Consider the following 16,996-nt stretch of genomic DNA (forward strand, 5'->3'; position numbering starts at 1 on the left):
CTTCCCCGTTGCTACCATCTACTCCATTACATAGCTCCAGCGCCTGCTGGCTTGGTATTCTGCGTTGCACGCAGAATTTCAGCTTTGAGACGGTAGCCAATTTGCGTAATAAGCCCATCCACATCTAGCTTGTTCTCATGTACAGTGACCTGTACAGCCCCCGCAGGAAGATTGAATTGGTTGGTGGTTTCCGTTTTAAAATCCTTCAAAAAGCCAGACAGTGTTCCCATTTGTTCAGGACTGATCTGAACTACTTGAGGTGTCGGATTACCATTACCTTTGCCTTTAGCTTTGGCTCCATTATTCGCATGAGCCGCAGTATTCAGTAGTGGGTTTGGATTGACTCCCTGGTTAGCTATAGCCATCGGTCCATAAGGATTAGGGACGCCTTTTGCACCTGGTTGCGGAGGTACGTTTGCAACTGCACTAGCACTATAATTTATAGCCATAGGCGTTAAGGGCTCAAATGACTTACCTAAATTCGAATGAGGTGGGATTGCTGGTTTAGAGGTTGCTGGTTTAGGTACTTCAGGCGGCTTAGCTGGCTCTTTCTTAGGTTCATCTTTTTTACCAAAAGAAAAGAAATCAGAAAAGCCTTTACCGAAGTCTCCAGCCTTATCCGAAAGCCAGCCTGTAACCTGGGAAGCTTTTTCTCCAAGAAATTTACCAGCGGACTTCGCTTTGTCCATCATGGCTGGACCATAATCTGAGACTAATCCGCCAATTTTACCTCCAATCCAATCACCTGCCATACTGCCTAATGTAGAGCCAATAACAGTACCTGCTCCTGGAATCACTGAACCTACAATACCTCCGACGGCTCCCAATACTCCCCCTCCTATAGCAGAGCCTACAGCTTGTGAGCGTTCTTTACCAGGAGCGGACTGAGCGATATTCATAATATCCATCCCATAACTTAAAGGTCCCAACAGTTTTTTCGCTCCACCTTTTAAAAGGTTCTTAAATAAGCCTGATCCGGCTTCCTCAGCTGCACCAGCAGTGCTTGGGTTTATAATGCTAGAAGCCGCGCTAGAAACTGCATCTATAGCAGCACTGCCACCGCTTTTAATATTCCCAATTATTCCACCGCCGCCTTTAAAAAAATCCATTCCGCCTTCCAGCATATCTCCAGTACCGCCGAAGCTTTCAAAAAGTTCACCAGTAACCTTGCCTAATTCTGCTCTGTTCTCCCATATTTTTTTCGCACCATTAGCTATTTTTTGTCTTCTTGTAGTTCCTCCTGCTGATTTGACCTTACCCCATTCCGTTTTAAATGCTGCTCCTTTAGTTTTTAATTCGGAAAATCCTTTCATGCCTTCGCCAAACTTTTTGACACCCCCGAGGGTATCTTTAAGATTTTCCAAAAAACCCTTAGGCTCTTCTTCTTTCGTCTCACCACCGAGTTTCAGAGAGCCTAACTTAGTACTCAAATCCGCAATAGCAGCCGTATTGGCCTCTACAGCAGTAGTATTTGCTTTCAAAACCGTACTCAGGTTGTTATCAGACTTAACCGGACCTACTTTAGCAGTGCCGCTATTCACCTTCACATTTACATTCCCCGAGGCGTTAATAATCTGGGATTTGACCCGATTAATCTTGTTCAACAGATTATCCAAGCCTTTAGAAGCCATATCGTTCAGCACAATTTCCGGGGCCATGCGGGTGCGGCCGATTTTCAACACACGTCCTTGAATCCGCTCAAAATAACGTTCCATTGCACGTAATTCTCTGTTCGCCTTAATGACGTTTTTAGGATCGATCACAAGGTTCATGCGGTAATTTAATGCTTCTGCCATCTATCATGTTCACCTCCTTGTTTATGATTTTGAAGCTGCTATGCTATCCATTTCCTGTTCGGCAAACGCCAGCAGCAGCATACGCTCACCGCGGGAAAGCCGCCAAAAGTCTCCGGGGCGGAGGTGGTGCCGGACCCACAAGTGGTACAGCATCGTCGTCATTCCCCCGGAGCTGATTAGTTTTTTAGATCAGCAATCTCAACGCCAAAACCAGACAGTTCCAGCACCTTATCCCCTACTGCATCCAGTTCACCCGCCAGCAGCATACGGCGGACAGACTGTTCACCACCGGACAGCTTCAAGCGGCTTGTAATCCGGGGATCGCCCCAACCGTTAAGGGACAAGCCCTTCACTTCCAGCTTGCCGGTAGCTTCCGAAATCAACAAGGCGTTGAACGTTTCAGTATCTATCTTCTCATCCACTGCACCCTTCACGGTTCGGCGAATCGTGCAGCGCTCACGAATGCTGTCCACCTTGCTGGAGGTCAGGCCGTGCAGCACAATTTTCATATCAAGGCGCTTGATACGAACCGTTTCCTCCGGTAGTTTTTCAGCGGCCTCAAACAGACTGTCCAAAATTTGTTCTTCTGTCATATTCTCATTCAAGCTCATAAGTCATTCTCCCTTATTGTTTATTTGTATTTGGGGAACGGAACGCCTCACAGCATCCCATCCCCCGTTTTCCAATTTAGTTTGCTACAATCGGATCTAGCAGCTCATAGCCTTCAAAGGTGAAGGTCGTTTCTTCCTGTACTTCTTCACCTGCTGTCCAGTTGGCCAGTTGGATTTTGTCAGGAGTGCAACGAATAAGACGAATACTTTCATGTCCGAAGGCTTCTGGATCATCCAATTTTGTAATAATCTCAAAACGGTTAAAACCGCGACGAATCATATCGGATGTGACCTTGTAGCCACTCATCGTTCCCGTTCCCTTTTTGATACCGCGCTTGTGCACCTTCCACTCGTTGCCCACGAGATTCAGCTCGCGTTTTTCCATCTCCACGCTGGCTTCCAGCTTATTGATATTCGTCTGCCACACCCCGTCCACATGCGCCTGACCATACGTACCTAAAATGACTCTTGAAGCATCCAACATTTCTTTTTCCTCCTCAAAATAATCCATAATATAGTTCGGGATTTCATAAAATCCTCGTTGTTAACAAGCTACTTCATTTCTACTGATTGCCTGCGAAATACTTATGCACGTAAAATGCTTATTTATTGCACGTAAAATGTGCCGAACAGCTGCTCCATCACGTCGGTGAGCTTCACGTTCCATTGCAGGAACACTTGATCCGGCTCCGGTTTGATGACTGGCGCATCGCCGTAGTAAGCCGGGTCGAGAATGACATCGTAGCCATCTGCTTCAATGACGTTGCTTAGCGACAGCTGTGCCAGGTATTCTTTGATTGCACCGATAAGCGCCAGACGACCTTCCACCGTGTTGTTGATTTTGCCAATGTATGTCTCTTCGGCTGCACGCTGCAAGTCAGCGTTAATAGCGTCCATAACGCGGATGGAACGGATTTTCTTCCATGCGTTGTTTTGTCCGGCAGACGGGTTTACCAAGCTGTTAATCCCACGCAGCGCTTTGACCTGACGTCCGTCGAAGAACAGCAGGAAGACACCATTACGGACAGCCTGCTCCTGCTCGGAACGTGTCCAGCGGCGGGTTACATCCTCAAATGGCGTAACCGTATATGTTGCCGATTGATTCAGACGTTGGCCTGCGATCAGTCCGGCTACATAAGCAGCCGTTTGGGCAGAACTGTAGTCCGTACCTGCCAGACGTACGCCTGTACCGACGTTCACGATGCCTTCATGGTTCAGTGCCAGGGAACGTGCAGAGGCCACGCTGACGGCTGTTTTGGACACATCGTCTGCCGCAGAACCGCCGAATACAGCGATTACGCCTTTACCTTCGTTGCGGACACGCTTGATCCAGGCAGCAAAGCTTTGCAGCAATGCCAGATCGGCTGCATAATCCAGGGCCAAGACATTAAATTCCTGTCCTTCAAGCGCCTCCTGCATCGCGATGTAATCTGCATTAACCAGCTTGCTATTGCCGCTGTTGCCGCCAGTGAGGTGTACGCCGCTGACATCCACCGGAATGCCGCCGTCGCCGACAACCTCAGCCTTCACCCATACGTTTTCGCTGTTCTCGTTCATGGCCTTGGCAATGGAGGCAGCCGTACCGTCACTGCCTTTGTACGTACCGAGCAGCTTGGTTCCTTCATAAAGGCGCACCTCACGTGCTTGCTCATCACCCAAAGTTGGCTGTACAGTTACAGCAAAACCATTACCACGGCTACCTGTATACAAAGCCTTCAGGCGCAGCACATCCGCTGGGGTCTCACCGCCGCTTTTCAGCGTCACAGATGCTTCAGCAGCTGTATCATCTGCCAAACGGTAAGCTAACAGCTTTTTCGGACCGCCCAGCAGAGCCAGATACAGCGTCGAATACGCGGTCGCCCCGTCCAGACTGTCACCCGAAAAGATTTGACTAATTGCCGTTTCACTGCCGATCTCTACAAACTCACGTACTGGGCCCCAATTCGCCTTAACGGGCACAACGACCGTACCACGCGACCCACCTTGAATTGCTGAAGCTGCTGCTGCCTGAAAATTCATATACAAACCCGGCAATACCGGTTTATTCGTGTTTTCCCATGTTCCGCCTGCCATAATTAGTCCACCTTCGCTTTCATAAATTGTTCGATTTTAGTGTGTGCTTCTGCTACCGTAAACAGCTTGTCCTGTGTGCCAAAAAAGGCGCCTGCCAGCACTTCTTCTTTCACGGAAAACAATTGTTCTGCGTGCTCCTTTAGCTCCTCCAGCGTATAGCGAGGGCCACTTGCTTCCTGCCCGGCATATACCGGGGCCTTCTCATGGTTTTCCAAGGTCACTCGGACCACCTCATTTCAAAATAGGATGAATTTCCACTCTGCGAATCAACGCCGCTTCCTCAGCTGGGCGCATACGCCGCTGTACCAGCGTCAGCCGAAGCTGACCGTCTAAAATGGCATCCGCCTGCAAATCGGCTGAAGCTTCAGCTGTAGACATATAACGGCCTTTGTCCTGATCCAGAGGAAGCTGGATTTGAGCGGCAAAGCCCTCGATCAGTGCGGAAGCTGCGCGGTTTTCTTCAGTGGTGTCCGGGGCGGTAATATGCCCGATGAACCGTTTGCGCAGCTCATACATGGAGGCTCCCGCCATCCTAGTTTCGCAGCCGCTCATCCGCCATAGTACCGCTTGCCGCCCCGGCTGTGCGGGCCATGCGTTGGCGTATACCGACCACGTTTCGCCCAGTTGCTTCTGCGTCCAGCGGACCAGCGCGGCCAGCCATTCATCCGGCTGTGCAGCACCACTTGCTGGAGCGGCCGAACCGCCTTCCGTTTCAGGCACATACACGCCAAAACGCAGCGTTCTATAGGCCTTCCCCGTAACAGTGTCCAGCTTTTCTGCATCCCGCACGCCCAAATAGTGCGCGGTAAAAGCCGACGTGTCCTCACCTTCGCCTGTCACCGATTCCCGGTGCAGTCCGGCAATCAGGGCATTTGCCCATACATCAGCCTGCGCCAGTCCGGCTTGTCCTGCGTACAGCTTGATGCGAATAACCTGCCGATAGCCGGCCCAGGAAGACTTCCAGATCTCCTCGCCCAGCGCCATAACAGCATACGGCTCCTCTGCCGTCTGCGACGGTGGCTGAACATCGTATACACGCCCTTGCAGCGCTGGAATAATTTCAATGAGCTTTTGCTTAAAGGCTTGTCTCATCCTGCGGCATGCCACCTTTGCGTCCCCTGCGTTCGCATGTTGTGGCTGTTCAGCCAGGCTTTTTTCCACTTCCGTGTTTTCAGCCGGCGTAGCCTCGTGCTCATGCATTGCAGCATCCCTTGCTTAGGCAACACGACTCCTCCTTTCTATTCAACGAATTCATCGGGAACCGACAGAGACAATCACCGCATGAAAAAACCGGCCCTAATGGCCGGCTAACGTTTGACTGTGTGTGTCTTCGGTATGTCCTCTTGTCTTGATTCCCGATGATATAATCTTACACCCTAATAACGAATGCGTTGCCGGGGAAATGGACGATAAAAGCAGAGACTAGGGATGAAGTTGGGAGGTTTTTCGAGAACGTGTGTTCCCGTCATGAAAAAAGGCCTTGATCCCTGTTATTACAGGAAATCAAAGCCTTTTAGGAAACGATTTTAAAATAGAAATGAGAACAAGTGGATAATTATTACATTACCCCAGTTTTCGATCCGCGCCCTTCTGCAAGCCTGCCAGATTCAAAACTCCTTGGTCCGCCAGCGCAAGCGCCATTTTGTAAAAAGCACGCGTGCGAAGCTTCGTATACGTATCCTTGCTGACCGGAGGGTCCAGTACGTAATTGTAAACCTTGTAATCAAACACATCGTCATCCTTTAAATAACGTTCACGGATGAGCAGCTGTTCGCGTTCATTCAAGCGACTCACTACGGCATCCACCATTTCGCAGTAGGCCAAGCGGGCGGCAGGAGCATCTACATTATATACGGCTGTCCGAGCCGTTGGATCGCTTGTCACATTCGTTGGTCCGTTCGGGCGATCCGTATAGCCAGCAGTAATAAAGCTCTCCCGATCCATAAAAGTAATCGTTTTATAAATTCGGTATTTCTCAAACACACCCTCCAATGCATTCTGCGTTTTGCGACGGTCCAATTCGGGTAAGTTATTTCTCATGTAAAGCAACACTCCTTATCTTATGCCTTTTGACAATGATGTATTTTTAAATGAGAATTTTGCACTTCGAAGCGACTGGAATCGAATTTTGCAAAATCCTGAAATAGAAAAACGCTCGTGTTTACAATTTGTTCCCCTTTTGTTCGTATCTTGAGTATAACATAACATTATTTAGGATAGGTATCCATCGTCAAAAAAAGCAGTATAGCTCCAAAAACAGGATATTCGCTTCATTTTCCTATGCCTTTTGGCATATTACGTGCTTTTACTATTTACCTAATGGTATAATAAAACTAATATCTATGATTCTCTTGCAGAAAGGAGCCCCCATTGTGGAACAGCCAGCATTCGGAACTTACTTAAAGCAGCAGCGTGAGCACAAACAATGGAGCATCAACCAGTTGGCAGATGCTGCAGGTATTAGCAATTCACAAATTTCCCGCATTGAAAATGGACTGCGCGGAATTCCCAAACCCTCCACTCTCCGCAAAATAGCGGACGCGCTTAGCGTATCCTATACCGAAATGATGAAGGCCGCCGGATATTGGGGAGACGATGATTCAATGGAGCAAAGTCCACATGAACTTTATCCTTCTACTGTGCCGGAATGGGCAACCTCTAAAGACCGCCGGGATTTTAAAAAAATGCTGGAGGAAGACGACGAATTAATGTTCGATGGCATTCCGCTGGATGAAAAAGACCGCCAACGGATCAAAGACGTACTGACAGGTCTGTTCTGGGAAGCCAAGCAGATGAACAAACATAAAAAGCCCAAAGAGCCCCGAACGGGCAAAGATCAGGGATAGCAGGTGAGCGTATGAACGAACTCATTCACAAACTTGTCCGAAAATACCGTACCAACTGCCCCTTCGATATTGCGAAAGCCCTGGGTATCCATATCCGATACTGCGATCTAGGCCCCACAACCAAAGGGCTGTATTACCACAAGCTGCGTAGAAGATTTATCGTTATCCACAATGGCCTCACACCCGAATGGGAACGGTTCGTCTGTGCGCATGAATTGGGACATGACCGACTGCATAAAGGCATTAGCCGCTTTTTTATGGAGGAGCATTCCTACTTTTCCCCAGGAAAATTTGAACAGCAGGCCAATCGGTTTGCCGTGCTTTTGCTGAGTGAAGGAAAACCTCCACTAGCTGACGAAACGTTGGATCACTATTTACCCCGTATCGGGCTGCCCAAAGAGACTGCCCTTTTTTTTGATCATAAAACAGAACATTAGTTCTCATTCTGTGAGCTGCTGTTGATTACTTCCTCTATAATATAGGTAACTAGACGATGGATTTAACAACCGATATATCAAAAAATTTTAATGCTTTGATATAAAATAGAAGTTATTTTTACAATCATCTGATAAAATGTGGTCGTAAGCGGTTTCTCTAATTCATTCATTTTATGGGAGGTTGAAGGAACAACATGAACTCATGGAAAAAACTCTCGTCAATCCTGACGACTGCCGCGCTTTTACTTGGGTGTCTCGGTACAGCAGCAGCAGACCCAGCAACCAATGTGGGAACAGCGGGAACGGCAACGGCTCCAGTCAGCGGTAAACACATCACCATCTTACATACGAACGATACCCATGCCCACGTGGTCGCGAACGACAAGGAAATGGGATTCGCCAAGCTGGCGGGTATCATTGATCAGTACCGGGCTTCCAATCCCAATACACTGCTGCTGGATGACGGGGATACCGTTCACGGAACGACCTTCGCTACTTTGGTTAACGGTGAGAGCATTGTGAAAGTGATTAACAAGCTGCGCTATGATGCTATGGTTCCGGGTAACCACGAGTTTAATTATGGTTGGAAGCATCTTGTTGAGCTAAGTAAGGAGATTCAGTTCCCTGTGCTTAGCGCCAATATTAAACAAACCGACGGAACACGCTTGTTCGAACCCTATGTTATTAAAGAAGTGGACGGCGTTAAAATTGGTATTATCGGTCTGACTACGCCAGAAACGGCATATAAGACGAATCCCAAAAATGTTGAGGGTATTCAATTCACCGATCCTGCGGCTGAGACCAAAGCGGCTGTTAATGAAATCCGTAGCAAAGTAGATGTCGTTGTTGTTCTTGGTCATCTGGGGCAGGATGCGTCTAGTAAGGACACCAGCCTCAAGGTTGTTAAGGAAGTGCCTGGCATTGATATTTTCATCGATGGACACAGCCATACCGTACTGGAAAAAGGCTTGGTTAGTGACAATGGTACATTGATCGCTAGCGCAGGTGAATACACCAAGTATCTGGGTGTTGTGGACTTATGGGTCGACGGCGGTAAGGTTACGCAAAAGCAAGCCAAGCTGATTGATTCGACTCAAGCAGTCGATGTTCAGCCCAACGCTGAGATTGCTGCATTGATCGCTTCCATTCAAAAGGACCAGGAACCTATTCTTAAAGAGGTTGTAACGCAAACGAGTGTGGATTTGGAAGGAGCACGCGAAAAGGTACGTGCAAGTGAAACCAATCTCGGTGACTTGCTCACCGATGCTATGCGTGACGTTTCGGGAGCAGACGTGGCTTTAACGAATGGTGGCGGCATCCGGGCTTCCATCAAGACGGGGACGGTAACCAAGGGAGACATCATCACTGTACTGCCCTTCGGCAACCAGATCGTTACCCTGAAAGTGAAGGGCTCTGACATTCAGGGCGCACTGGAAAATGGTACAGCCTCCTATCCAGAGCCAAGCGGAGGTTTCCCACAGGTATCAGGTATCACGTTCAAAATAGACACATCAGCAGCCAAAGGCAGCCGTGTTCATTCCATCCTGATCGGCGGAAAAACACTTGATCCTGAGGCAACATACACACTGGCCACCAATGATTTTACTGCCGTAGGTGGTGACCAATATACGATGTTCGCTAAATATCCACAAGCAGGTATGTTCGGCTCGCTTGATGAGGCGTTAATCCGCTATATGCAAAAGGTCGGCTCCGCTAGCCTGCAAGTACAAGCGGACGGTCGCATTCAAGAAGCCAAGGCTGACGGTAAAACTTCTGTCCCTGCCACACAAGCTGCGCCGTCTGCCTCAACCGCAACACCTACACCTGTGCAGGAAAAGCCGCAACCCGTTCCTACACCGGCTGCGAAACCAGCACCCGCAAAACCGGCGCCGGCAAAGTCTCAAACAGCCAAGCCACAGCAGACATCAAATTCTGCACAAGTTACAAATAACCATGTATATGTTGTGAAATCCGGGGATACGCTGTATGACATTTCCCGCAAACATGGTACCACCTGGCAACAGCTTCAGCAGTTGAATAAGTTGAAGAATCCTCACCGCATTTATCCGGGACAAAAGTTAGACCTCCCGGCCTAATTCAATAGCTAGCAAAAGCAGCATCCGGAATCCTAGTGGTTTCGGATGCTGCTGTATGTCAGGCGTTTTTAGATATGCGATAGTCCAAGCTCATTTGGACATCGCATATTTTTTTTAAAAGCAAACCTTTTAACCGCTGACAAGTTGTGAACCGAGAGGTATGATGGAGAAGAGTCATTCGGGCAGAGAACATTCGTCCCGATACCCATCGGGATCAGTTATATGTGTGAAAGGAGTCCAGAAATGCAATACATTATTTACGATCTTGAATTTACCGTTAGTCGTAACGCCAGATATTCCTCCGAAATCATTGATATCGGTGCCGTCAAAGTTGTTCAGGGAGACGATGGTCTATACGTTGCGGATACGTTTCACAGTTTTGTAAGACCCTCGAATCGGCCTGTACTCTCTACAGATACCGTTCAGTTCACGGGTATTACTCAACGAGATATTGATGCCGCTCCACTATTTCCTGAAGCTGTGAAGGAATTCATAGCCTGGCTCGGTACGGATTCCCCTTATTATTTATGCGCATGGGGCCCGGATGACCGTCAGAAGCTGGTATCCCATTGTCGTACCCATCATGTAGATCTCGGATGGATTCATAATACAAATGATATACAGAAGCAGATTTCTCGTCTGTTTGGTTCCAATGGAAAGTACCGTCAGTTGAGCTTGTCTCAGGCGCTGGAATTGTGCAACATTGACTTTGACGGTCAACAACACCGGGCACTGGATGATGCCGTGAACACCGCTCAGGTTTTCATGTACCATTTTGATCGTATTACATTAGTTCATAATGCTGCTGACGATGAGGAAAGCCGTGGATCGAAGCTCGTCTACTCCTCACCAGAAGAAGAACAGGAGCAGTACAGTCCTTTTGGCAATCTCGCCAACCTGTTTAAGGACCGTTAAGCGGATAGCTCCCCGGCCCGTTCCGGGGGATCTCCCCCTGTTATTCTTGATTTCCTGCCTTTTTATCGAAATAGAATGTCCCCCAGGTCCGCAGCATTTCTTGCATTCGTTTGCGGTACCGTAAAGGCTCCAGGATCTCGGCCTCAGCTCCATAGGAAGTGAGCCAATCCAAAAATTCACGGTCATGATTGACCGTCACCTCAAACAACAAACTTCCATCCGGCAAATCCCTAAGAAAAGGCTTGATGAACAGCTCCTCTTCTTTGACCCGATATACAGACTCGGCAGAAAAACGTACCACAAACCGGATATTCTGATTTCCTTTGGTCACCGACCAGGTGCCTTTAAAAAACATTTCCATTTCAGTTGTATTTTTTTGAAACGTATATGGCAAAATTCTCATGTTCCGAAATCGACTGATCCGAAAGGTTCTCATCGCGGATTGCTTGTGACAAAAACCAAGCATATAGAATCGCCGATCCTGCGGAACCAAACAATAAGGATCCACCTGAACGAGGGATACATCTTCATTTTGAGGTGAGCTGTATTCCGCTTCAATAGTCTGCTGCGTAAGACTCGCTAAAACAATCAGCCTGAGCAGATAGGGCTGGTTTTCCCGATCAAGTGTCGAGCCGAGCCGGACAATATTTTTCATTTCCTGCGCGAAGCTCGTCTGGTCCATCTTTTTTTTCTGACTAGAGGCCATCACTTTCTCATAAGCACTTTCAAAAGCTGGCGGTAAAAGAGGCTTTACCGTTTCCATAATCTCTCCCAGCTTAGTAAAAGCCTCTGCCTCTTCTTCCGTCCAATTCAAAGGATACAAAGCAAAATTGCTAATAAAAATGTACCCCTTGCCATGCCCCATATTCGTAATCGGTATATGCATAGCGCTTAGCGCCTCCATATCTCGGTATATGGTACGTTCTGATGTTTCACAACGTTCGGCAAGCTCTCTTGCCAATATCCCTGGATTTGCCTGAACAATAGTAATAATCCGCATTAAACGTATCAACCGATCAGTCAAGGAAGTCTCTCCTTTACAAAAAGATAGTAAATTAGACTCACTATATTACACAAATAAACTAGCATAATTGCCTATCTCAAAGTATCATTTTCAGTAAAACGAACATTTTCTAGCGATATCGCCTTATTAAAAAAGACTTTAGAACTATACGCTGTAAATGATACAAAAGTACCACTCCATTTATTACGTATAGCCAGAAGCAACTCGGCTTCCTGCAGGTAGTCCATATCATCGCTTCTTGCTGCACGTATAAGTAATTCATCTGCTTGTCTGGTAAGGATGAACGCCCCTTGCTCATATTCCCCTTTCTCGTACATACGCAATGCCTTTTTTACAATAGGAGGCGTCTCATTCAGTTTTATGTATTTTTCCACCTTCGGGTTGGATGGAATGCTCAGCAGACCAAGATGATGCGTAAAATGAATGTAGAGCTGGTCTGTCCGGATCAGCGTTCGCTTTTCCTGCGATGGCTTGCGCCAGCTCCACTCCATCATTCCAATCGTATGTCTTCCGGACGAGTGAGCCGGTATAGAAAACGTCAAAATAGCCTGTCTATATTTTCCCCGCCTTACATCACCACAGTGAACAAACATGCTATCTCCGTTTTCCGAGCGTTTAAAACCGAGCCTTACCCCTTCAGCTTTTAATAGACTTACCCCGTTTTCTGGAATGAACTGGAGTTGAAGGTCACATCCCGCTGCTTTCGGTATTAGATTTCCTTTTCTTTTGCGTATAGCTCCATAGCCCCATTCTATCAGTAGATTTACTTGTTTGGACCCATTCGCAGATATAGACTCTTTGTCCCATGTGTACGTTACATTGAGCATTGACTTCACCACTGGTAAATTCCCCCTAAAAGAACATGTAACTCTAAATTAACAGTGTTATCTGACACTATATTGTCAGGGAACGTATGTTTGATTGTGAAAATTATACATGGGAATCTTTATGAAGGGGGACCTAGTTTGGTAAATAACATTTTAAACCATTTGAATTACATGAATGCGCAAAAATAGCCCGGCGTATGCCGGGCTATATTATAGTCTACTTCTATATTTACTTATGAGATTGTAGTTTCTGTTAAAGAAACATTCGTTTTTGTGCAAATATCAGATATAGGAGCAAAAGTAGTGCTATCTACGACGAGATCCTTTGATAACGGCTTTCCATTTACAGTGATTTTTAAAGTTTTATAGTTTTGTTCTCTCTCATTCATCTTGCAAAATCTCCTTTTATATCAATTTTTAATATATTTCAGTTCATTTATTCAACTTAAGCCCCTGATCAGGTGCGGATCGTTCTTTACTCGTATGCTGGGAAAAATGCCGGAATGTTGCCGCTTCCTTGATATACCCGTTTTAAGGTACACTTAAACTAATATATCGACTTTTTTTGAGAGCATTTTCTTCATATTTATCGTCCGTTTATTCTAAAATCTGCATCCGAATCGTTATATTATACGTAACCATGTCATATGGGTAATGATCTATATCATCTAACATCTTGGTTTATCAAAAGGGGGAACATCTCTTGGCACGACCAACTTGTCGTTTTGCTTTGTACCGTCGCATTGTCTGCGCTGCTATAGCACTTTTGTTTATTTTTGGGATAACTCGTGTACCCGAAGTACATGCTGCTTATTGGGATGATGTGTACCAAGGCTTCGAGCAATTTTCGCGGTTGCCCGGTGATGTGTATCAGCTCAAGGAAAGCTACCGACAAACACAGGAGGATCTGGAGAAGGCCCGTAACAGCTTAGAAGCCTATCAAGAGCAAAACGCCCAATTACTGGAGCAAAACCGCAAGCTGACTGACACTGTCACAGAATTAAAAAATCTTCAAACCCAGCGCGATCAGGCTTCACACCGAAATAAAATGCTCATCATCACAGCTATAATTCTGCTGGCCGGTTATTTTATCGGTATCCGACTGTTGCGTTACGGGATGCGTCGACGTTCGGGAAGATACTAACTGCCTGAAAGGATGAAAGGTCTGAATGGACATACAAGCAGGACAACACCATGATGAAAGCGTCGGTTCGGTCGTAACGCTCGATCTGGCGGAAGGAGAAAAGCTGCACGTTCTGCATCCGCAGCAAATCATCGCATACCGCGGACCCAGCTCAGGCCGTAGTGATAAACTAATGAATATAAAGGGCATGTATCGCAAACACAAACTGATTCAGGCCGATTTCACAGGTGCTTGTCGCCTAATTGCCGCACTTCCACCTGGCTTTAGTCTAAAAATGATTAAGCTTGAAGGAAGCGATGATCTGTTATACGATTTTCGCAACCTGTTCTGGTACAGCTCCGGTATTCAAATGCGTACCAAGCTGCTAAGCATGAAAAACATGTTGTTTAGCCGCGATGTTATAAAAATGAAATTTGACGGTGTGGGTCAAATCGGTCTTTTGACACAGGGATTGGTATGTCAAGAACAGCTTCATCCGACAGAGCCGATATATGTGGATGCGAGCAGCGTCATTGCCTATCCCGAAAACGCCAAACTGGAGTTGACCGTGTACGGCAACCATCTGGCCAGCCAGCATATGAACTATCATTTTAAAATGACCGGACAGGGTACCGTACTATTCCATGCCGGGGAACATCATCGGCGGCTCCAACAGGATATGAACGACGATGGCGTGATCAAGCGCTTTTTACGGGAAGTCATTCCATTTGGTGGAGTGTTTATCAAATAGCCCTGCCATGCTATAATGACAATGCTAAAGCCGTCTGTCCTCGTGGCAGATACTAATGAAGAAAATCCATGCGTCATGCATGGGAGAGGTTCGCGAACTCCCTCTATAAAAAACTAACGATGCTTTGTCCTCCGCAAGAAAAATGAATTCGCGGGGCAAGGCCTGTTTTTTGTTGAAGTCGGTTCAAGAACTCTCCTTCTTCCAAGTGACAAGACTCCGTGTCTTGCACCATTCCAAGAAGATCGAGAGGTTTTTTTATGTTTGCAAACGAAAAAGCAGTCGTCGTATTCAGCGGCGGCCAAGACAGCACAACCTGTTTATTTTGGGCAAAAAAACATTTTGCTGAAGTAGAAACCGTGACGTTCGATTACGGTCAACGCCACAAGCAGGAAATCGAAGTAGCCGCTGGAATCGCCCGTGAACTAGGTGTTCCGCAAACGGTACTGGATATGAGCCTGCTTAATCAACTAGCCCCTAATGCCCTCACACGCACCGACATTGACATTACACAACAGGAAGGCGAACTGCCTAGCACCTTTGTAGACGGTCGCAACCTTCTGTTCCTGAGCTTCGCGGGAGTTCTCGCCAAGCAAAAAGGAGCGCGCCACTTGATTACAGGCGTTTGTGAGACGGATTTCAGCGGCTATCCCGATTGCCGGGATTCTTTTATCAAATCGCTGAACGTCACACTGAACCTTTCGATGGACTATCCCTTTGTGATTCATACCCCGCTCATGTGGCTGAACAAGGCCGAAACCTGGCAGATGGCCGATGAGCTGAAAGCTTTTGAATTTGTAAGAACACGTACACTAACGTGCTATAACGGCGTCATTGGCGACGGCTGTGGCGAATGCCCTGCTTGCAAACTTCGCCGTGCTGGACTCGAGCAATATCTCGCGATGCGCGGAGCTTCCTCCCAAGGAGTTGAAGGTCATGCGTGATCCAGGTACCTTCCGCATTGTCGACAAGCTCCAGCAGTTCGGGACAGACATTAAGCACTCTCAGCTGCGTTATCACCGCAAACGTGTATTGGTCAGCAAACAATTTACATTCGATGCAGCACATCATTTGCACTGCTACGAAGGCAAATGCAAAAATCTGCACGGTCATACCTACATCGTCGTTTTTGGCATAAGCGGTATACCGGGCGAAACGGGTCTAACGCTGGATTTTGGTGACATCAAAACGATCTGGAAAGAGCGGATTGAGCCTTTTCTAGACCATCGTTACTTGAATGAGACGCTTCCTCCAATGAATACAACGGCGGAAAATATGGTCGTCTGGATCTTTGAACAAATGGAGTCAGCCTTGACCTCGGATGCATACTGCAACCGTGTCGAAGGTGGACGTACCGAGTTTGTACGGTTGTTCGAGACACCTACCAGCTACGCCGAATTCCGACGGGAGTGGATGCTCGATGAGTAATACTGTAACTGCTAATACCGTAAATACTCACCAACCTATGACTACACCCGACAAGGCCTCAACAGCCCCTATTCCCGTACTGGAGGTGTTTGGTCCCACCGTTCAGGGCGAAGGGATGGTCATTGGTCGTAAAACAATGTTTGTTCGTACCGCAGGCTGCGATTACCATTGCTCGTGGTGTGACTCTGCCTTTACCTGGGACGGCAGCGCCAAGGATCAGATCCGTCGTCTGAGTGCCACAGACATTTGGCAGGAGCTGAAGGCCATCGGTGGCGAACGGTTTTCGCATGTGACCCTTTCTGGAGGCAATCCTGCCCTGCTACCGCAGCTTGGGGAGCTAATCACCCTGCTGCGCAGCCAAGGCATTGCCACCGCTGTCGAAACACAAGGCTCCCGCTGGCAGGAATGGCTGTACGATATCGATGAGGTAACCCTATCCCCGAAGCCGCCCAGCTCGGGTATGACGACCAACTGGGACGTGCTGGATGATATCGTCGCCCGTCTGTCAAACCGTAAGATGGCTGGCGAGTCCCGAGCTACGTCCAACATCCCAACCGCAACAGGCTTGAAGGAATCCGCTAATGAATCTGCGCGGCTCTATACCGGAGCTTGCAGCTTGAAGGTCGTCATCTTCGATGACACCGATCTTGCCTACGCCCGCACCGTTCACGAGCGCTATCCACACGTACCGCTGTTCCTCCAGACGGGTAATCCAGATGTAAACACGGAGAACACCGGACAGATTGCGGAGTCCCTACTCCATCGTTATGAATGGCTTATCGACCGTGTCATGGACGATTCCCGACTAAACGACGTAAGAGTACTCCCACAGCTCCACACCCTCGTATGGGGCAACAAACGCGGCGTATAACACTTATATGTAATATATTCCGTATGAGCTGTATGTGATACACAAGTTACGCCAAATTAGTCGAAGTACACCCTCGACATCCAAAAGAGAAACCCTCGTCCGTGAGGGCGGGGTTTCTCGCAAAATAACGCTCCTTTCATATAGGAGCGAGCATTATTCACTTCTGCCCCAACCAATATGTAAACGGGTAGGGACTTTATG

20 protein-coding genes and 1 riboswitch are annotated in these 16,996 nt (G+C 47.6%); of the genes, 9 read left to right on the plus strand and 11 right to left on the minus strand.

Annotated features, from left to right (window positions below):
* Positions 1 to 26 precede the first annotated feature (26 nt).
* The 8 genes from ACL9RM_RS12745 to ACL9RM_RS12780 all read right to left on the minus strand — a co-directional run bounded on the left by ACL9RM_RS12745 (position 27) and on the right by ACL9RM_RS12780 (position 6,520).
* On the minus strand, positions 27 to 1,796 hold the full coding sequence (locus tag ACL9RM_RS12745; protein WP_250267640.1) for a hypothetical protein: 1,770 nt from the start codon (positions 1,794 to 1,796) through the stop codon (positions 27 to 29).
* A gap of 21 nt (positions 1,797 to 1,817) precedes the next feature.
* Positions 1,818 to 1,949, minus strand: a complete 132-nt coding sequence (locus ACL9RM_RS12750; RefSeq protein ID WP_323873140.1) for a hypothetical protein — start codon at positions 1,947 to 1,949, stop codon at positions 1,818 to 1,820.
* A gap of 23 nt (positions 1,950 to 1,972) precedes the next feature.
* Entirely contained in the window at positions 1,973 to 2,407 is a 435-nt protein-coding gene (locus ACL9RM_RS12755) for a phage tail assembly chaperone (RefSeq protein ID WP_250267639.1), read from the minus strand.
* Between the two features lie 76 nt (positions 2,408 to 2,483).
* A complete protein-coding gene (locus ACL9RM_RS12760) occupies positions 2,484 to 2,891 on the minus strand; it encodes a phage tail tube protein (RefSeq protein ID WP_007429163.1) in 408 nt (135 codons plus the stop codon).
* A gap of 122 nt (positions 2,892 to 3,013) precedes the next feature.
* Positions 3,014 to 4,480, minus strand: coding sequence for a phage tail sheath family protein (locus ACL9RM_RS12765; RefSeq protein WP_250267637.1), 1,467 nt, complete (start codon positions 4,478 to 4,480; stop codon positions 3,014 to 3,016).
* A 2-nt stretch (positions 4,481 to 4,482) separates the two neighbouring features.
* A complete protein-coding gene (locus ACL9RM_RS12770; RefSeq protein WP_013309120.1) occupies positions 4,483 to 4,701 on the minus strand; it encodes a hypothetical protein in 219 nt (72 codons plus the stop codon).
* 10 nt (positions 4,702 to 4,711) lie between these two features.
* Positions 4,712 to 5,680, minus strand: a complete 969-nt coding sequence (locus ACL9RM_RS12775; RefSeq protein ID WP_250267635.1) for a hypothetical protein — start codon at positions 5,678 to 5,680, stop codon at positions 4,712 to 4,714.
* A gap of 363 nt (positions 5,681 to 6,043) precedes the next feature.
* Positions 6,044 to 6,520, minus strand: a complete 477-nt coding sequence (locus ACL9RM_RS12780; protein WP_013309118.1) for an ArpU family phage packaging/lysis transcriptional regulator — start codon at positions 6,518 to 6,520, stop codon at positions 6,044 to 6,046.
* 332 nt (positions 6,521 to 6,852) lie between these two features.
* On the opposite strand from ACL9RM_RS12780, the gene ACL9RM_RS12785 reads away from it, so the two are divergent.
* The 4 genes from ACL9RM_RS12785 (at position 6,853) to ACL9RM_RS12800 (ending at position 10,774) form a co-directional block, all read left to right on the plus strand.
* A complete protein-coding gene (locus ACL9RM_RS12785) occupies positions 6,853 to 7,326 on the plus strand; it encodes a helix-turn-helix domain-containing protein (RefSeq protein WP_250267634.1) in 474 nt (157 codons plus the stop codon).
* An 11-nt stretch (positions 7,327 to 7,337) separates the two neighbouring features.
* Positions 7,338 to 7,763: an ImmA/IrrE family metallo-endopeptidase gene (locus ACL9RM_RS12790; RefSeq protein ID WP_250259133.1), complete on the plus strand. Its 426-nt coding sequence runs from the start codon at positions 7,338 to 7,340 to the stop codon at positions 7,761 to 7,763.
* Between the two features lie 194 nt (positions 7,764 to 7,957).
* Positions 7,958 to 9,859: a 5'-nucleotidase C-terminal domain-containing protein gene (locus tag ACL9RM_RS12795; RefSeq protein ID WP_250267633.1), complete on the plus strand. Its 1,902-nt coding sequence runs from the start codon at positions 7,958 to 7,960 to the stop codon at positions 9,857 to 9,859.
* Between the two features lie 243 nt (positions 9,860 to 10,102).
* The gene (locus tag ACL9RM_RS12800) at positions 10,103 to 10,774 is read left to right on the plus strand and encodes a 3'-5' exonuclease (RefSeq protein WP_061831175.1); all 672 of its coding nucleotides are present in this window, start codon (positions 10,103 to 10,105) and stop codon (positions 10,772 to 10,774) included.
* Positions 10,775 to 10,814: 40 nt separating this feature from the next.
* Here the strand turns inward: ACL9RM_RS12800 and ACL9RM_RS12805 are convergent, their stop codons facing one another.
* The 3 genes from ACL9RM_RS12805 to ACL9RM_RS12815 all read right to left on the minus strand — a co-directional run bounded on the left by ACL9RM_RS12805 (position 10,815) and on the right by ACL9RM_RS12815 (position 13,014).
* Positions 10,815 to 11,798: a helix-turn-helix transcriptional regulator gene (locus ACL9RM_RS12805; protein ID WP_061831176.1), complete on the minus strand. Its 984-nt coding sequence runs from the start codon at positions 11,796 to 11,798 to the stop codon at positions 10,815 to 10,817.
* 71 nt (positions 11,799 to 11,869) lie between these two features.
* The gene (locus tag ACL9RM_RS12810) at positions 11,870 to 12,637 is read right to left on the minus strand and encodes a hypothetical protein (RefSeq protein WP_235307565.1); all 768 of its coding nucleotides are present in this window, start codon (positions 12,635 to 12,637) and stop codon (positions 11,870 to 11,872) included.
* Positions 12,638 to 12,858: 221 nt separating this feature from the next.
* Positions 12,859 to 13,014: a hypothetical protein gene (locus ACL9RM_RS12815; protein ID WP_165176511.1), complete on the minus strand. Its 156-nt coding sequence runs from the start codon at positions 13,012 to 13,014 to the stop codon at positions 12,859 to 12,861.
* 314 nt (positions 13,015 to 13,328) lie between these two features.
* Here ACL9RM_RS12815 and ACL9RM_RS12820 point away from each other — a divergent pair, with 314 nt between their 5' ends.
* The 5 genes from ACL9RM_RS12820 to queE all read left to right on the plus strand — a co-directional run bounded on the left by ACL9RM_RS12820 (position 13,329) and on the right by queE (position 16,795).
* Positions 13,329 to 13,769: a hypothetical protein gene (locus ACL9RM_RS12820; RefSeq protein ID WP_023987365.1), complete on the plus strand. Its 441-nt coding sequence runs from the start codon at positions 13,329 to 13,331 to the stop codon at positions 13,767 to 13,769.
* A 25-nt stretch (positions 13,770 to 13,794) separates the two neighbouring features.
* The gene (locus ACL9RM_RS12825) at positions 13,795 to 14,499 is read left to right on the plus strand and encodes an AIM24 family protein (protein ID WP_013309110.1); all 705 of its coding nucleotides are present in this window, start codon (positions 13,795 to 13,797) and stop codon (positions 14,497 to 14,499) included.
* A 79-nt stretch (positions 14,500 to 14,578) separates the two neighbouring features.
* Positions 14,579 to 14,622, plus strand: a riboswitch (PreQ1 riboswitch).
* A gap of 134 nt (positions 14,623 to 14,756) precedes the next feature.
* Positions 14,757 to 15,440 carry a 7-cyano-7-deazaguanine synthase QueC gene (gene queC / locus ACL9RM_RS12830; RefSeq protein ID WP_061831178.1) on the plus strand — a complete coding sequence of 228 codons (684 nt, stop codon included), beginning with the start codon at positions 14,757 to 14,759 and terminating at the stop codon, positions 15,438 to 15,440.
* A complete protein-coding gene (queD, locus tag ACL9RM_RS12835; protein ID WP_061831179.1) occupies positions 15,433 to 15,924 on the plus strand; it encodes a 6-carboxytetrahydropterin synthase QueD in 492 nt (163 codons plus the stop codon). Before queC ends, queD begins: the two co-directional genes overlap by 8 nt.
* Entirely contained in the window at positions 15,917 to 16,795 is an 879-nt protein-coding gene (queE, locus tag ACL9RM_RS12840; RefSeq protein ID WP_250267632.1) for a 7-carboxy-7-deazaguanine synthase QueE, read from the plus strand. The genes queD and queE overlap by 8 nt, the downstream gene beginning before the upstream one ends.
* Positions 16,796 to 16,996: the final 201 nt, after the last annotated feature.

This window comes from Paenibacillus sp. S29 (assembly GCF_049319765.1).
GTDB classification, from domain to species: domain Bacteria; phylum Bacillota; class Bacilli; order Paenibacillales; family Paenibacillaceae; genus Paenibacillus; species Paenibacillus polymyxa_B.

What these genes read in the sequence shown, in the direction of transcription:
- ACL9RM_RS12795 (WP_250267633.1), top strand. Translation starts at nt 7,958, where the DNA reads ATGAACTCATGGAAAAAACTCTCGTCAATCCTGACGACTGCCGCGCTT.
- ACL9RM_RS12825 (WP_013309110.1), top strand. Translation starts at nt 13,795, where the DNA reads ATGGACATACAAGCAGGACAACACCATGATGAAAGCGTCGGTTCGGTC.
- queE (WP_250267632.1), top strand. Translation starts at nt 15,917, where the DNA reads ATGAGTAATACTGTAACTGCTAATACCGTAAATACTCACCAACCTATG.
- ACL9RM_RS12760 (WP_007429163.1), bottom strand. Translation starts at nt 2,891, where the DNA reads ATGTTGGATGCTTCAAGAGTCATTTTAGGTACGTATGGTCAGGCGCAT.
- ACL9RM_RS12745 (WP_250267640.1), bottom strand. Translation starts at nt 1,796, where the DNA reads ATGGCAGAAGCATTAAATTACCGCATGAACCTTGTGATCGATCCTAAA.
- ACL9RM_RS12765 (WP_250267637.1), bottom strand. Translation starts at nt 4,480, where the DNA reads ATGGCAGGCGGAACATGGGAAAACACGAATAAACCGGTATTGCCGGGT.
- ACL9RM_RS12790 (WP_250259133.1), top strand. Translation starts at nt 7,338, where the DNA reads ATGAACGAACTCATTCACAAACTTGTCCGAAAATACCGTACCAACTGC.
- ACL9RM_RS12755 (WP_250267639.1), bottom strand. Translation starts at nt 2,407, where the DNA reads ATGAGCTTGAATGAGAATATGACAGAAGAACAAATTTTGGACAGTCTG.
- ACL9RM_RS12815 (WP_165176511.1), bottom strand. Translation starts at nt 13,014, where the DNA reads ATGAATGAGAGAGAACAAAACTATAAAACTTTAAAAATCACTGTAAAT.
- ACL9RM_RS12775 (WP_250267635.1), bottom strand. Translation starts at nt 5,680, where the DNA reads ATGCATGAGCACGAGGCTACGCCGGCTGAAAACACGGAAGTGGAAAAA.
- queC (WP_061831178.1), top strand. Translation starts at nt 14,757, where the DNA reads ATGTTTGCAAACGAAAAAGCAGTCGTCGTATTCAGCGGCGGCCAAGAC.
- ACL9RM_RS12780 (WP_013309118.1), bottom strand. Translation starts at nt 6,520, where the DNA reads ATGAGAAATAACTTACCCGAATTGGACCGTCGCAAAACGCAGAATGCA.
- ACL9RM_RS12750 (WP_323873140.1), bottom strand. Translation starts at nt 1,949, where the DNA reads ATGCTGTACCACTTGTGGGTCCGGCACCACCTCCGCCCCGGAGACTTT.
- ACL9RM_RS12800 (WP_061831175.1), top strand. Translation starts at nt 10,103, where the DNA reads ATGCAATACATTATTTACGATCTTGAATTTACCGTTAGTCGTAACGCC.
- queD (WP_061831179.1), top strand. Translation starts at nt 15,433, where the DNA reads ATGCGTGATCCAGGTACCTTCCGCATTGTCGACAAGCTCCAGCAGTTC.